At 71.8% G+C, this 14,571-nt stretch carries 17 protein-coding genes; 6 read left to right on the top strand and 11 right to left on the bottom strand.

What is annotated here, in order from left to right:
• Positions 1–16: 16 nt before the first annotated feature.
• The 4 genes from ACIBH3_RS03240 to ACIBH3_RS03225 are packed head-to-tail and all read left to right on the top strand — an operon-like array spanning position 17 to position 3,221.
• Positions 17–964, top strand: a complete 948-nt coding sequence (locus ACIBH3_RS03240) for a metal ABC transporter substrate-binding protein (protein ID WP_396310122.1) — start codon at positions 17–19, stop codon at positions 962–964.
• A gap of 15 nt (positions 965–979) precedes the next feature.
• Positions 980–1,858: a metal ABC transporter ATP-binding protein gene (locus ACIBH3_RS03235; RefSeq protein ID WP_396310121.1), complete on the top strand. Its 879-nt coding sequence runs from the start codon at positions 980–982 to the stop codon at positions 1,856–1,858.
• Positions 1,855–2,775: a metal ABC transporter permease gene (locus ACIBH3_RS03230; RefSeq protein ID WP_396310120.1), complete on the top strand. Its 921-nt coding sequence runs from the start codon at positions 1,855–1,857 to the stop codon at positions 2,773–2,775. Before ACIBH3_RS03235 ends, ACIBH3_RS03230 begins: the two co-directional genes overlap by 4 nt.
• A 35-nt stretch (positions 2,776–2,810) precedes the next feature.
• Complete coding sequence (locus tag ACIBH3_RS03225) at positions 2,811–3,221, top strand: Fur family transcriptional regulator (protein ID WP_396310119.1); 411 nt, start codon at positions 2,811–2,813, stop codon at positions 3,219–3,221.
• 63 nt (positions 3,222–3,284) lie between these two features.
• Here ACIBH3_RS03225 and ACIBH3_RS03220 read toward each other — a convergent pair whose 3' ends face one another.
• The 4 genes from ACIBH3_RS03220 to leuA all read right to left on the bottom strand — a co-directional run bounded on the left by ACIBH3_RS03220 (position 3,285) and on the right by leuA (position 8,018).
• On the bottom strand, positions 3,285–4,163 hold the full coding sequence (locus ACIBH3_RS03220) for an isoprenyl transferase (protein WP_396310118.1): 879 nt from the start codon (positions 4,161–4,163) through the stop codon (positions 3,285–3,287).
• A gap of 2 nt (positions 4,164–4,165) precedes the next feature.
• Complete coding sequence (gene recO, locus ACIBH3_RS03215; protein ID WP_396310117.1) at positions 4,166–4,912, bottom strand: DNA repair protein RecO; 747 nt, start codon at positions 4,910–4,912, stop codon at positions 4,166–4,168.
• A 383-nt stretch (positions 4,913–5,295) separates the two neighbouring features.
• Positions 5,296–5,961 (bottom strand): TerB family tellurite resistance protein, encoded by a 666-nt coding sequence (locus ACIBH3_RS03210; RefSeq protein ID WP_396310116.1) that lies wholly within the window; start codon positions 5,959–5,961, stop codon positions 5,296–5,298.
• A gap of 275 nt (positions 5,962–6,236) precedes the next feature.
• Positions 6,237–8,018, bottom strand: a complete 1,782-nt coding sequence (gene leuA / locus ACIBH3_RS03205) for a 2-isopropylmalate synthase (protein ID WP_396310115.1) — start codon at positions 8,016–8,018, stop codon at positions 6,237–6,239.
• A gap of 304 nt (positions 8,019–8,322) precedes the next feature.
• Between leuA and ACIBH3_RS03200 the strand changes: the two genes are divergently transcribed.
• Entirely contained in the window at positions 8,323–9,369 is a 1,047-nt protein-coding gene (locus ACIBH3_RS03200; protein ID WP_396310114.1) for a M4 family metallopeptidase, read from the top strand.
• 115 nt (positions 9,370–9,484) lie between these two features.
• Complete coding sequence (locus tag ACIBH3_RS03195) at positions 9,485–9,751, top strand: protealysin inhibitor emfourin (RefSeq protein ID WP_396310113.1); 267 nt, start codon at positions 9,485–9,487, stop codon at positions 9,749–9,751.
• A 110-nt stretch (positions 9,752–9,861) separates the two neighbouring features.
• Here ACIBH3_RS03195 and era read toward each other — a convergent pair whose 3' ends face one another.
• The 7 genes from era to ybeY form a co-directional block, all read right to left on the bottom strand.
• On the bottom strand, positions 9,862–10,812 hold the full coding sequence (gene era, locus ACIBH3_RS03190; protein WP_396310112.1) for a GTPase Era: 951 nt from the start codon (positions 10,810–10,812) through the stop codon (positions 9,862–9,864).
• A gap of 41 nt (positions 10,813–10,853) precedes the next feature.
• A complete protein-coding gene (locus ACIBH3_RS03185; RefSeq protein WP_396310111.1) occupies positions 10,854–11,015 on the bottom strand; it encodes a hypothetical protein in 162 nt (53 codons plus the stop codon).
• A gap of 129 nt (positions 11,016–11,144) precedes the next feature.
• Positions 11,145–11,498, bottom strand: coding sequence for a cytidine deaminase (locus ACIBH3_RS03180; protein ID WP_396310110.1), 354 nt, complete (start codon positions 11,496–11,498; stop codon positions 11,145–11,147).
• 202 nt (positions 11,499–11,700) lie between these two features.
• On the bottom strand, positions 11,701–12,240 hold the full coding sequence (locus tag ACIBH3_RS03175) for a DUF4383 domain-containing protein (protein WP_396310109.1): 540 nt from the start codon (positions 12,238–12,240) through the stop codon (positions 11,701–11,703).
• Between the two features lie 137 nt (positions 12,241–12,377).
• Positions 12,378–12,611 carry a hypothetical protein gene (locus ACIBH3_RS03170; protein WP_396310108.1) on the bottom strand — a complete coding sequence of 78 codons (234 nt, stop codon included), beginning with the start codon at positions 12,609–12,611 and terminating at the stop codon, positions 12,378–12,380.
• 119 nt (positions 12,612–12,730) lie between these two features.
• Complete coding sequence (locus ACIBH3_RS03165) at positions 12,731–14,056, bottom strand: hemolysin family protein (RefSeq protein ID WP_396310107.1); 1,326 nt, start codon at positions 14,054–14,056, stop codon at positions 12,731–12,733.
• A gap of 19 nt (positions 14,057–14,075) precedes the next feature.
• On the bottom strand, positions 14,076–14,570 hold the full coding sequence (gene ybeY / locus ACIBH3_RS03160) for an rRNA maturation RNase YbeY (RefSeq protein WP_396310106.1): 495 nt from the start codon (positions 14,568–14,570) through the stop codon (positions 14,076–14,078).
• Position 14,571: the final 1 nt, after the last annotated feature.

Here is a 14,571-nt window from a genome sequence, read left to right as displayed (position 1 = left end):
GATGAGAATGGTTGTCATGATGATCCGACGATCCCTGCACACCTCCATAGCCCTGACCGCCACCGCCCTCACCGCCGCGCTCGCCCTGTCCGCCTGCGGTGGCAGCAGCAGCGCCAAGGGCACGGACGGCAAGCTGGACGTCGTCGCCTCGTTCTATCCCATGGAGTTCCTCGCCACGCAGATCGGCGGGGAGCACGTCAAGGTCACCGACCTCACCGCGCCCGGCGTCGAGCCGCACGACCTGGAGCTCAAGGCCAAGCAGGTCGCCAGGGTCAAGCAGGCCGATGTGGCGATCTACCTCAAGGGCCTCCAGCCCACCGTCGACAAGGCCGTCGGGGACACCGCGCACCTGGTCGACGCCGCCGCGGTGACCCCGCTGGTGGACCACCACCTCGACGAGGGCACCGAGGGCGCCGAGGGCCACGCCGGCGAGGAGCACCAGGGCGGCGACCCGCACATCTGGCTCGACCCGACCCGCTACGCGGCGGTCGCCAAGAGCGTCGGCGCCGAGTTCGCCGAGGCCGACCCCGCGCACGCCTCGGACTACCGGCGCAACACGGACGCGCTGGTCCAGCGGCTCGCCGAGCTGGACCAGGAGTTCCAGGCCGGCCTGAAGGACACCCGCAGCAAGACCTTCGTCACCAGCCACGCCGCCTTCGGCTACCTCGCCGACCACTACGGCCTCAAGCAGGTCGCGATCAACGGCGTCGACCCCGAGGCCGAGCCCACCCCGGCCCGGCTCGCCGAGGTGCAGCGGGCGGCGAAGGAGAACGGCGCCACCACGATCTTCTTCGAGACCCTGGTCAGCCCCAAGCTCGCCGAGACGGTGGCCAAGGACCTCGGCCTCAGGACGGCCGTCCTCGACCCGCTGGAGGGCGTCAAGGACACCGCCAAGGACGACTACCTCAGCGTCATGAGGCAGAACCTCGCCAACCTGCGGGCCGCACTCGGCACCACCAGCTGACAGGACGCCACCCTCATGACCTCCACCTCCCCCGGGGCCGCCGCCCTCACGGACTCCGCTCCCGCATCGACACCCGCCGCCGGGGCCGCGATCGCGCCCGCGAGCTCACCCACGCCCGAGCCGGCGTCGGCGTCCGAGCCCGCCGCCGTCCGGCTGCGCGCGGCCGTCGCCTCGCTCGGCGGGCGGCCCGTCCTGCGCGGCGTCGACCTCCTGGTGCGCCCCGGCGAGGTGGTCGCCCTGCTCGGGGCCAACGGCTCCGGCAAGTCCACCACCGTCAAGACCGTGGTCGGCGCCGTCCCGCTGGAGCGCGGCACCCTGGAGCTGTTCGGCACCCCGTTCGCCAGGTTCCGGGCCTGGCACCGGATCGGCTACGTCCCGCAGCGCACCACCGCCGCGGGCGGCGTGCCCGCGACCGTCCGCGAGGTGGTCTCCACCGGCCGGCTGCCGCAGCACCGCCTGCTGCCCTTCCGCCGCCGCGACCGCGAGGCCGTGGACCGGGCGCTGGCGGCCGTCGGCATGCTCGACCGGGCGGGCGACGGCGTGGCCGACCTCTCCGGCGGCCAGCAGCAGCGGGTGCTGATCGCCCGCGCCCTGGTCGGCGCCCCCGACCTGCTGATCATGGACGAGCCGATGGCCGGTGTGGACGCCGACAGCCAGCAGGTGCTCGCCGACACCCTGCGCGCCGAGGTCGAGCGCGGCACCGCCGTCCTGCTGGTGCTCCACGAACTCGGCCCGCTGGAGCCGCTGATCGACCGGGCCGTGGTGCTGCGCGACGGCTGCGTCGCCCACGACGGCCCGCCGGTGCCCAACACCGGTCTGCACGCGCTGCCCGGCCACGACCACGTCCACCCGCACGCGGACCCCCACCTGACGACCCCTGGACTGCTGGCATGACCGAGATGCTCTCCTACGACTTCATGCAGCGGGCCCTGCTCGCCGCCGTACTGGTCGGCATCACCGCGCCCGCCGTCGGCATCTACCTGGTGCAGCGGCGCCAGGCGCTGATGGGCGACGGCATGGGCCACGTCGCGATGACCGGCGTCGGCCTCGGCTTCCTGTTCCAGACCAGCCCGGTCTGGATGGCCGTGCTGGTCTGCGTGCTGGGCGCCGTCGTGATGGAGCTGGTCCGCTCGCGCGGCAACCAGCGCGGTGACATCGCGCTGGCGATGCTCTTCTACGGCGGCATGGCCTGCGGCAAGCTGCTGGTCTCGAAGTCCGCCCAGGCCGGCTCCGGCAGCCTGGAGAGCTACCTCTGGGGCTCCATCCTCACCGTCTCCCCCGGCGACCTGGCCACCATCGCGATCCTCGGCGCCGTCGTCATCGCCGTCACCGTGGGCCTTCGACGCCAGCTCTTCGCGATCTGCCAGGACGAGGAGTTCGCCAAGGTCACCGGCCTGCCGGTACGCGTGCTCAACCTGCTGCTCGCGGTGATGGCCGCCGTCACCGTGACGGTCGCGATGCGGGTGGTCGGACTGCTGCTGGTCAGCGCCCTGATGGTGGTCCCGGTGGTGGCCGCCCAGCAGCTCACCCGCTCCTTCGCCGCCACCCAGGCCGGCGCCATCGCGCTCGGCGTGGTCGTCTCGCTGGCCGGCGTCACCGGCTCGTACCAGGTGGACGTGCCCTCGGGCCCGGCCATCGTGCTGCTCGCCATCGCCGTCTTCGCACTGTTCAGTGCCATCGCCGCGCCGCTGGCCAGGCGCCGCCACCGGGCCGGGGCGGACGCCGGCCCCAAGGTCTGCGACGTCCAACTGCCCGCGCAGAGCGCCCCTGCCGAGAGCGGCCCGGCGGGGAGGGCGGGGCTGGCACAATGAGGTGCGAGACGCCCACCACCCCAGGAGGACCCACGGTGACCACCGCAGGCCCGTCGCCGCGCGCCCGCTCCACCCGCCAGCGAGCCGCCGTATCGGCGGCCCTGGACGAGATCGAGGACTTCCGCAGCGCGCAGGAGCTGCACGACATGCTCAAGCACCGAGGTGACTCGGTCGGCCTGACCACCGTCTACCGCACCCTGCAGTCCCTCGCGGACGCCGGCGAGGTCGACGTCCTGCGCACCGCCGACGGCGAAGCCGTCTACCGCCGTTGCAGCAGCGGCCACCACCACCACCTGGTCTGCCGGCACTGCGGCGCCACCGTGGAGGTCGAGGGCCCCGCCGTCGAACGCTGGGCCAACGCCGTCGCCGCCGAGCACGGCTTCAGCGACATCGCGCACACCCTGGAGATCTTCGGCACCTGCGCCGAGTGCGCCAAGAAGCTCTGACGCAGACAAGCGCGAAGGGCCCGTGGGAGTACTCCCACGGGCCCTTCGCGCTTCTCACCGGGCTCAGCGCTGCGGCGGTACCTCGGTGGCGAGGTCGGGGGCGGCCACCTCGTTGGGGATCGCCCCGCCGAAGCGGCGGTCGCGCCGCGCGTACTGCTCGCAGGCGCGCCACAGGTCGCGGCGGTCGAAGTCGGGCCACAGCACGTCCTGGAACACGAACTCGGCGTAGGCGGACTGCCAGAGCAGGAAGTTGGAGGTGCGCTGCTCGCCGCTGGGGCGCAGGAAGAGGTCCACGTCCGGCATGTCCGGGTGGTACATGTACTTGGCGAGGGTCTTCTCGTTGACCTTCTTCGGGTCCAGCCGGCCCGCCGCGACATCGGCGGCGATCGCCGCGGCCGCGTCCGCGATCTCGGCCCGGCCGCCGTAGTTGACGCACATGTAGAGCGTGACGGCGTCGTTGTCCTTGGTCTGCTCCTCGGCGACCTGGAGCTCCTGGACGACGCTCTTCCAGAGCTTGGGCATCCGGCCCGCCCAGCGCACCCGCACGCCCATCGCGTCCATCTCGTCGCGGCGGCGGTGGATGACGTCCCGGTTGAAGTTCATCAGGAACTTCACCTCGTCCGGGGAGCGCTTCCAGTTCTCGGTGGAGAAGGCGTAGAGCGAGATGTTCTTCACGCCCAGCTCGATGGCGCCCCGCAGGACGTCCAGCACCACGCTCTCGCCGACCTTGTGGCCCTCGGTGCGCGGCAGCCCGCGCTCCTTGGCCCAGCGGCCGTTGCCGTCCATGACGATGGCGACGTGGTTCGGTACCAGCTCGCCGGGGATCTTCGGCGGCCGGGCACCACTGGGGTGCGGGGTCGGGGGGAGGTACTCGCCCCCAGCCTTCGGCCGGGGGGACCCCCAGCTGCTGTCGCCGCCGCCGAAGAGCCGTCGCGCTGCCATGCTCACTTCTCCACGTATCTCATCGAGCGGATTCCCCGCTCCAGGTGCCACTGCAGATAGGCCGCGACCAGACCGCTGCCCTCCCGCCAGTACCGCGGTTCGCAGGCGTCCGCCGTCTGCCAGTCCCCTGACAGCAGCGCGCCGAGCAGTACCAGTGTCTCAGGGGAGGGTACGGCACATCCGGGCACCCGGCAGTCCGCGCACAGCACGCCGCCGGCCTGGAGGGAGAAGAACCGGTTGGGGCCCTCCAGTCCGCACTTGGCGCAGTCGGTGAAGCTCGCGCCGTACCCGTTGACCGCGAGCGAGCGCAGCAGGAAGGCGTCCAGCACCAGGTGCGACTCGTGCGTCCCGGCGGCGAGCGTGCGCAGGCCGCCGACCAGCAGCAGGTACTGCTGCACCGCGGGTTCGCCCTCGTTCTCGGCGAATCGTTCCGCCGTCTCCAGCATGGCCGTGCCTGCGGTGTAGCGGCCGTAGTCGGTGACGATCGAACCGCCGTACGGCGCGATGGTCTCCACCTGGGTGCAGAGCGGCAGCCCGCGGCCGATCAGCTCGCTGTTGCGGCTGAAGAACTGCACGTCCACGTGCGAGAACGGCTCCAGCCGGGCGCCGAACTTCGACTTGGTCTTGCGCACCCCGCGGGCCACCGCACGCACCTTGCCGTGCTGGCGGGTGAGCAGGGTGATGATCCGGTCCGCCTCACCGAGCTTCTGCGCCCGCAGGACCACCCCGTCATCCCGGAACAGGCTCATGCCGCGACCGCCCACTCGCAACGCCCGCAGGCGGCAGCCCCACACCCGAAGGCGGCACCCCCGCCGTAGGGCGCGCCGGTGTCGAAAGTGACGAACGACAAGCGACGCAGGAGCGCCGGAGGGAGGAGCGTCGACACCGGACCGGAGCGCCCGGAGGCGGCAGGAGAGTGCAGAGGTGTGGACATCCCACCATTGTCGCGCAGCGCGCGGACAGCCGTGCGGCCCGCACCGGGGTCCGTGGGGGGATCACCCTCGGTGCGGGGCACGGCGGGCCCGTGGGGGGAGTCGGGCCCGACCTGTGGGGGCTGTCGGGGTGGTGCGCCGGCGCCGGGGCGCCTTCAGTACCTTCCGCGCCTTCGGAACATCCGGTACGTCCGGTACCTTCAGCGCGGGGTGCTGCGGGTGGCTGCTTCCAGCAGCGCGCCGACCTGGGCGTCGGCCAGGCCCAGGCAGCGGCCGACCGCGGCCAGCGCCTCGCGCTCGTGCGGGAGGTAGCGCCCGTCGGCGAGCGCGATCCAGGCGCCCTGGAGCAGCAGTCGCTCGCGGCCCTGGAGCGCCAGGTGCGGGGCCAGCGGCTCCAGTGCGGCGTGCAGTTCGATGGCCAGGCCGCCGGCCATGCCGTGGGCGTCGTGGAGTTCGCTGCCGAGCCCGGAGAGCGCGGCCAGTGCGGCGAGCACCTGGGCCTCGCCGCAGTCCTCGAAGCCGGCCTCCCGGACGACGGTGCAGGCTGCCTCGCGGGCCGCGCGGCTGCCGGTGCCGCCCGCCGCCAGCAGGGCGAGCGCCACGGTGTACTGGGCGTCGCGCAGCATGCCGGTGAGGCGGACGCAGGTGGGCTGTTCCAGGCTCTGCACGCCGCACCGGCCGTGGCAGGAGGTGCACTGCACGCTGCCGATCACCGGTCCGAGCGGCAGCACCGGGGTACCGAGCAGCCGCAGCCACCGCCGGCCGTGCTGCCGGCGGTAGTTGCGGTCCCCGCCGCAGCCGGGGCAGAAGAACTCACCGAGAACATCGGTCCGCCAGCGCGGGCGGACACCCCACAACCCTGTCACGGCGCCACTCCCCAGACATGGCAGGCGGCCTGCACGGCAATGGGCAGGTCACGCGGCCGGACTCCGCAGGCCGTCCCACCGACCCCGGATTTCCGGTGGGTCGATGTTGCCACGGTTACCGGCACGTGTCAGCACCCCGAACGCGTTCCGGCGCTAAAAAGTGTGGCGCAGGACACACCGGTGGGGCCGGTCCGCCGCGGCCGCCCCGGACCGGCAGCGGCGGGCCGCCCCGAAGGACGGCCCGCCGGCGGTCACGCAAAGAGCACCCGTACGAACTACCCGCGCTGCGACCGGTTGACGGCGCTGATCATCGCCTTCAGCGAGGCCAGCACGGTGTTGCCGTCGATGCCGACACCCCACAGCACCTTGCCGTCCACCGCGCACTCCACGTACGCGGCGGCCAGTGCGTCGCCACCCTCGCTCAGCGCGTGCTCGGCGTAGTCCAGCACCCGGATGTCCACGCCGATGCCGGCCAGCGCGTTGCCGAAGGCGGAGACCGGGCCGTTGCCGGTGCCGGTCAGGTCGGCCTCGACGCCGTCCACCACGGCGGCGGTGGTCAGCACGTCCCGGCCGTCCTCGGTGGTCAGGCTCTGCGAGCCGCGCAGCGAGATCCGGCCCCACGGGTTGGCCGGGGTCGGCAGGTACTCGTCCCGGAAGACCGCCCAGATGTCGGCGGGGGTGACCTCGCCGCCCTCGGTGTCGGTCTTGGCCTGGATGATCCTGGAGAACTCGATCTGCATCCGGCGCGGCAGGTCCAGCTTGTGGTCGTTCTTCAGGACGTACGCGATGCCGCCCTTGCCGGACTGGCTGTTGACCCGGATGACCGCCTCGTAGCTGCGGCCGACGTCCTTGGGGTCGATCGGCAGGTAGGGGACGCCCCAGGTGTGCTCGCCGACCGGCACGCCGGCGGCCCGCGCGTCGGCCTCCAGGGCGTCGAAGCCCTTCTTGATGGCGTCCTGGTGCGAGCCGGAGAAGGAGGTGTAGACCAGGTCGCCGGCGTAGGGGTGGCGCTCGGGGACGGCCATCTGGTTGCAGTACTCGGCGGTGCGGCGGATCTCGTCGATGTCGGAGAAGTCGATCATCGGGTCGACGCCCTGCGAGAACAGGTTCATCCCGACGTTGACCAGGTCCAGGTTGCCGGTGCGCTCACCCTGGCCGAACAGGCAGCCCTCGACGCGGTCCGCGCCGGCCATGATGGCCAGCTCGGCGGATGCGACGCCGGTGCCGCGGTCGTTGTGCGGGTGGGTGGACAGCGCGACGAACTCGCGGCGCGACAGGTTCCGCGACATCCACTCGATCTTGTCGGCGTAGACGTTGGGGGTGGAACGCTCCACCGTGGTCGGGAGGTTCAGGATGATCTCGCGGCCCTCACCGGGCTGCCAGACGTCCATCACCGCCTCGCAGACCTCCAGTGCGAAGTCCAGCTCGGTGTCGATGAAGATCTCCGGCGAGTACTCGTAGCCGAAGACCGTCTCCTCGCCCAGGATCTTCTCGGCGTACTCCATCACCAGGCGGGTGCCGTCCACGGCGATGCCCTTGATGTCGTCCTTGCTGCCCTTGAAGACCACCCGGCGGAACAGCGGCGAGGTCGCGTTGTACAGGTGGACGGTGGCGCGCGGCGCGCCCTTCAGGGACTCCACGGTGCGCTCGATCAGGTCCTCGCGGGCCTGGGTCAGCACCGAGATGGTGACGTCCTCGGGGATCGCGCCCTCGTTGATCAGCGAGCGGACGAACTCGAAGTCGGTGGCTCCGGAGGACGGGAAGCCGACCTCGATCTCCTTGTAGCCCATCCGCACCAGCAGGTCGAACATCTTGCGCTTGCGGGCCGGCGACATCGGGTCGATCAGCGCCTGGTTGCCGTCCCGCAGGTCGGTGGAGAGCCAGCGCGGAGCCTGCGTGATCACCTTGTTCGGCCAGGTGCGGTCCGGCAGGTCGACGGTGCCGAACGGCACGTACCGCTGGAACGGCATCCCGGACGGCTGCTGGCGCACGCCGGCTGCGGTGATCGGGGTCGGGCGGTCGACGAACGCGCGCGCGATGGAGCTCTGCTCGGTCATGGTGATGACTCTCGGCTTCCGTGTGAGGTGCGGGCTGGTCGGGGTGAGTGGACACCCGACGGCCGACTACTGCCGCGACTGGCGTTCATACGCGCACAGCACAGATCCCCGCGGCAAGGGAGCCGGCCTCTGTGTGGTCTACAGGCCCTCGCCGCGGCAGCTAAGAAGAAGCAGTCCATAACGCATGATGGGCTCAACAGTAACCCAGCTCCGCGCGACCCCGAAGTGAGCCGGGCCAGCATTCCACCCATTGAGACAACACCACCCGGTGACAATTTGTCATTGATGCGTCACTCTTGGCGACATGACTGTCGCTGCCCCACACTGCGCGATCATCCCCCCGTTCATCCTCGACAAGCTCGCGGACGACGGACACGAGCCCGCCGTCCGCTCCCTCGCCCTCGACGCCGCACACCGTGACGCCCGCCGCAGCACCGCGACGGCCGGCCCCGCCGACCCGGCCGCCCCGGCCGTTCTCGGGGCCGCCCCGCTGGAACGGGTCATCCGCGACGCCCGGCACACCGAGACACTCCCCGGCCGTACCGTCCGCCGCGAGGGCGCCGTCCCGGTGTCCGACCGATCCGTCAACCAGGCCTACGACGGCCTCGGCTCGACCTTCGCCCTGTTCGCCGAGGCCTACGGCCGCCGCTCGATCGACGACGCCGGGCTCCGACTGGACGCCACCGTCCACTACGGACACAGCTACGACAACGCCTTCTGGGACGGCTCCCGGATGGTCTTCGGCGACGGGGACGGCGTGATCTTCGGCGACTTCACCGGCTGCCTGGACGTCATAGGCCACGAACTCTCCCACGGCGTCACCCAGTTCACCGCCGGCCTGGAGTACCACGGGCAGTCCGGCGCCCTCAACGAGTCGCTGTCCGACGTCTTCGGCTCACTCGTCAAGCAGTACGCGCTGCGCCAGGACTGCGAGCAGGCGGACTGGCTGATCGGCGCCGGCCTGCTCGCCCCCGGCGTGCACGGCGTGGCCCTGCGCTCGATGCGGGCCCCGGGCACCGCGTACGACGACCCGCGGCTGGGCAAGGACCCGCAGCCCGCGCACCTGCGCGACTACGTGCGGACCGAGCAGGACGCGGGCGGGGTGCACATCAACTCGGGCATCCCCAACCACGCCTTCTACCTGCTGGCCACCGCCCTCGGCGGCCACGCCTGGGAGCGGGCCGGCCAGATCTGGTACGACACCCTGACCCATGGGCGGTTGCCCGCGACCGCCGACTTCACCACTTTCGCCCGCGCCACGGTGGCCGCGGCGCGCTCCCGCTTCCCGGACGAGACGGTGGCGAACACCGTGACGGCCTCCTGGGCCACCGTCGGTGTCAGCGTCGGCTGAGCCGGGCCGGGCACCGGCCGGGGCGGACCCGCCGGCCGGTGCCCGGCGACGCGCCGAAGGTCAAGGTCTTGGAAAACGTGGGCAAATCCCACCCCTGCGTAGCACGATGGGCACCATGCGCATCCAGGTGATCCGGACCGGCGGCCTCGCGGGCCTCATGCACCGCGCGGAGCTGGACACCGCCGACCGTACGGACGCCCCGCACGTCCACGCCCTGGCCCGCGAGGCGGTCGCGGGCGCCCTGCGCGCGCCCTCCTACGGCGTGCCCGACGGCTACCACTACGAGATCACCGTCGACGGCCGGACGGTGTACTGCGCCGATCCCAAGCTGACGGAATCCCAGCGCGAACTGGTCTCGCTGGTCCTGCGCGAAGGCGCCTGACTCCCCGCCCCGCCCTCCGGGGGACGGGCGGACCCTCGGCGGAGCGTGAGAGCGGCCCCGCCCGGCGGTGCCGGGCGGGGCCGCTCTCACGCCAGTCCGATGACGCGCCGTCAGAAGCCGAGCTTGCGCAGCTGCTTGGGGTCACGCTGCCAGTCCTTGGCGACCTTGACGTGCAGGTCAAGGAAGACCGGGGTGCCGAGCAGCGCCTCGATGTGCTTGCGGGCCGTGGTGCCGACGTGCTTCAGCCGGGCGCCCTTGGCCCCGATCACGATGGCCTTCTGGCTCTGCCGCTCGATGTACACGTTGGCGTGGATGTCCAGCAGCGGGCGGTCCGCCGGGCGCCCCTCGCGCGGGATCATCTCCTCGACCACGACGGCCAGCGAGTGCGGCAGCTCGTCCCGGACGCCCTCCAGGGCGGCCTCGCGGATCAGCTCGGCGACCATGATCTGCTCGGGCTCGTCGGTGAGGTCGCCGTCCGGGTACAGCGGCGGACCGGCCGGGAGCAGCGGGGCGAGCAGGTCGGCCAGCAGGTCGACCTGCTTGTCGCCGACCGCGGAGACCGGGACGATCTCGGCCCACTCGATGCCGAGCTCCTGGCCGAGCTGGTGGATGGCGATCAGCTGGGCCGCGAGCGCCTTGGAGTCGACCAGGTCGGTCTTGGTGACGATGGCCACCTTCGGCGTCTTCTTGATCTCGGCGAGTTCCTTGGCGATGAACTTGTCGCCGGGGCCGAGCTTCTGGTCCGCCGGGAGGCAGAAGCCGATCACGTCGACCTCGGCCCAGGTGCTGCGGACCAGGTCGTTGAGCCGCTCGCCCAGCAGCGTGCGGGGCTTGTGCAGGCCCGGGGTGTCCACCAGCACGAGCTGGGCGTCCGGGCGGTGCACGATGCCGCGGACGGTGTGCCGGGTGGTCTGGGGGCGGTCGGAGGTGATCGCGACCTTCGTCCCCACCAGGGCGTTGGTCAGGGTCGACTTGCCCGCGTTGGGGCGGCCGACGAAGCACGCGAAGCCGGATCGGAAGGTCTCGGCCTGGGAGGGGGAAGTAACGCTCATGGGGACCATTCTCCCTGATCACCCGAGCGCCCACGGACATGGTCGCCCGGTCACCCCTTCTTGGCGCCGCCGAGCGAGGCCAGACCACTGATCATCACGACCAGGAACAGGGCGATCGAGCCGGCCAGCCAGAACGGCGATCCGCTCTCCTGCCACTTGCCCATGCCCATCACGGTCAGCAGCAGCCCTGCGAAGAACGCCCACGGCCCCATGTGTCCCGGCTCCCCCCGGTCATGAGCTCTCCCGAGCTCTCCCAGTGAGATTATCCGCCAGTCAGATGGGCATGGGCGCCCCATCGCCCCGGGCCCGGCCCAGCGTGGCCGCGGTCGGCACCGAAGGCCTCAGCGCGCCTCGGCCGCCACCCGCAGCGCCCCGTCCGGACCGGCCAGCAGCACCGGCGTCCCGGCGCCGCCCAGGTCCCGTACGGCCGCGAGATCCGCCTCGGCGGGCCGCTCGGCCTCGGTGACGACGGCCGCCGCCTCCAGGCTGCGGGCCCCGCTGGCCACGGCCATCGCCACGGCCGTCTGGAGCGCGCTGAGCTTCAGCGACTCCAGCGCCACCGTCCCGGCGACGTAGGTGCGGCCGGTCTCGTCGCGCACCGCCGCGCCCTCCGCCACGCCGTTGCGGGCGCGGGCGGAGCGGGCCAGGGTGATGATCTTCTTGTCTTCGGCGTCAAGCTCGGTGAGGTCACTCATGCCGCTGAGCATAGGCGGCAGTGATCGCCGGAGGTCGGCGTGTCCGGCAGCGGGACGGACGCCGCCCACCCATCGGACGGGGACGCCCCGGACGTGCACGGCCGGGCCGGCCGCCGCGTTCGTCCCGCGCGGCGGCCGGCCGGGCCGACACCTCGTCGAGGCCGGTCCCCAGGCTCCCCGGGGCCGGCCTCGGGCCACGGGCTCAGTGCCCGATCGGGTTGGGCGGCCCGGGCTTCAGCACCTTGACGAAGACCGGCGGGCCGGAGGGCATCTCGGGCTGCTCACGGTGGCGCTTCTGCCAGTACGGGTTGTCCAGTGGCAGATGACTGCTCACCCGGCCGTACATGCCGAAGGTGAGCACCACGAACCCGAAGATGAAGGCGAACAGGATGTTGGACATCCGGAAGTTGAGGATGTTGGCGTCCGGGCGGCCGAGCACCGCCAGGCCGTAGAACCCGGACAGCACGAACAGCACGCCCACGATCATGTTGAGATTCGAGGCGAAGTTGCCGCCGATCACGGCCCCGCCCATCAGGACCACGCCCATCACCACCGACAGCACGCTCAGCGCGCCGTTGGTGGACAGCCCGACGACGTGGTCCCCGGAGGTGGACAGGAACCCGGAGTGGCCCGCCAGCCCGAGAATCCCGAAGACCAGCAGGAACACACCGCCCAGCCCCGCGCCGATCCGGTACACCGTGGCGAGCCGGTGGTCGACGGGCAGTTCGTCTTGGAGCTTCATGGCGACCTCCACCACGCAGGTCAAGGCAACGGAACCCCCGCACGGACGGACCGCCCGTGCCGTCATCAACGCTACTGACTCCTACCGACGCGTGCACGGCGGGCGGGCGGCGCGCAGGGCGCGGCCCCGGGGCCCGGCTAGCTGTGGTTGCCCGGCAGGAAGGGCGCCTCGTGCAGGTAGAGCGAGCCGCACTGCTGGCAGGCGGGCCGCTCGGTCTTGCCCCAGTCCTCCTCCGGCCGGGCCTGCGCGTCCGGATCGATCGCGCGGCCGCACATGGCCTCCGGTGCGCCTTCGGTCCGTGTGATGTGCCAGGTCTTGACCCCGCCGGCGCGACCCCGGGGGCCGTACTCCGCGCGCAACTGATGTGTCATGACGTCATCGTGGTGACGCCCGCGACGGCCGGGCAATTCCTGCTAGGCCTTCCGGGGCATCCCCGCGGCCCCCGCCGCGGGCCCGCTCGGCGGGTCCACTCCGGGGGCCGCGGCCGCCTTCAGTCGCCCTGCTCGCCGTCCTGCGGCTCGGCCGCGCGGACGGGGGCGGCGACCACGCTGCCGATCCGGTTGCGCCGCCCCGCCGAGCTCTCGGCGGTCAGCAGGATCGCGCTCAGGTCGCTGGAGCCGTCGTCCGGCACCGGGATCTCGCAGGCGGAGCCGGGGATCGGCACCCGGCCCAGGTGTTTGGCGAGCAGGCCGCCGACGGTCTCGACGTCCTCGTCCTCCAGCTTGATGCCGAAGAGCTCGCCGAGGTCCTCCACCAGCAGCCGGGCGGTGATCCGGTAGGAGCCGTTCCCGAGGTCCTCGACCGGGGCGATCTCCCGGTCGTACTCGTCGGTGATCTCACCGACGATCTCCTCCAGGATGTCCTCGATGGTGACCAGCCCGGCCGTGCCGCCGTACTCGTCGATCACGATCGCCACGTGCGAGCGCATCTGCTGCATCTCGCGCAGCAGGTCGCCGGCGGGCTTGCTGTCCGGCACGAACACCGCCGGGCGCATCACCGAGCCGACCTGCTCGGACTCGGAGTCCCGGTTGATGTGGGTACGGCGGACGAGGTCCTTGAGGTAGACGATGCCGACCACGTCGTCCTCGTTGTCGCCGACCACCGGGATGCGCGAGAAGCCGGAGCGCAGCGCCAGGGTGAGCGCCTGGCGGACGGTCTTGTGCCGCTCGATCATCACCAGGTCGGTGCGCGGCACCATCACCTCGCGCACGATGGTGTCGCCCAGCTCGAAGACCGAGTGCACCATCCGGCGCTCCTCGTCCTCGATCAGGTCGTCCTTCTCGGCCAGGTCGACCAGCGCCCGCAGCTCCGCCTCGGAGGCGAACGGGCCCTCCCGGTAGCCCTTGCCCGGGGTCAGCGCGTTGCCGAGCAGGATCAGCAGCCGCGGGATCGGGCCCAGGATGCGGGCCAGCGGCAGCAGCACGAACGAGGCCGTGGTGACGGTGGTCAGCGGGTGCTGGCGGCCGATCGTGCGCGGCGAGACGCCGACGGCGACGTAGGAGACCAGCACCATCACACCGAACGCCAGCAGCACCGCCTGCCAGGTCGGCTCGACGTTGCGTACGCAGACCACGGTGATCAGGACGGCCGCCGCCATCTCGCTGGCGACCCTGATCAGGGTCGCCAGGTTGAGGTAGCGGATCGGGTCGGAGGCCAGCGTCAGCAGCCGGTCGGCGCCGCGCCGCCCGGCCCGCACGGCCTCCTCCGCGCGGAACCGGGAGACCCGCGAGATGCCCGCCTCGGCGCACGCCGCCAGCCAGCCGAGAACGACCAGCAGGACGGCTCCGAGGATGAAGCTCGTACTTTCACCACTCACAGCGGATCGGGCCCCGCGCTCAGTGGGTGGTGGGGGCCGGGGAGATCCCGCCCAGACCGCGGCCGGCCCGCCAGTCGTCCAGGATCCGCTTCTGGAGGGCGAACATGGCCCGCTCCTCCTCCGGCTCCTCGTGGTCGTAGCCGAGCACGTGCAGCACCCCGTGGACGGTGAGCAGCTGGAGCTCCTCGTCCATGGAGTGCTTCGACGGCGCCGCCAGGCCCTGCTGCTGGGCGACCTCGGGGCAGAGCACGATGTCACCGAGCAGGCCCTGCGGCAGCTCCTCGCCCTCCTTGCCGGGGCGCAGCTCGTCCATCGGGAAGGACATCACGTCCGTGGGACCCGGGAGGTCCATCCACTGGATGTGCAGCTCCTCCATGGCCGCGCTGTCCACCAGGATCACGGACAGCTCGGACTGCGGGTGGATCCGCATCTTGTCGAGGGCGTAGCGGGCGATGTCGAGGATGGACTCCTCGTCGGCGTCCCAACCGGACTCGTTGGCGATGTCGATCGACATG

The sequence above is a fragment of the Kitasatospora sp. NPDC050543 genome (assembly GCF_044457565.1).
Taxonomy (GTDB): domain Bacteria; phylum Actinomycetota; class Actinomycetes; order Streptomycetales; family Streptomycetaceae; genus Kitasatospora.
The sequence above is the reverse complement of the archived record's forward strand: the minus strand, read 5'-3'. Positions and strand labels throughout refer to the sequence as shown.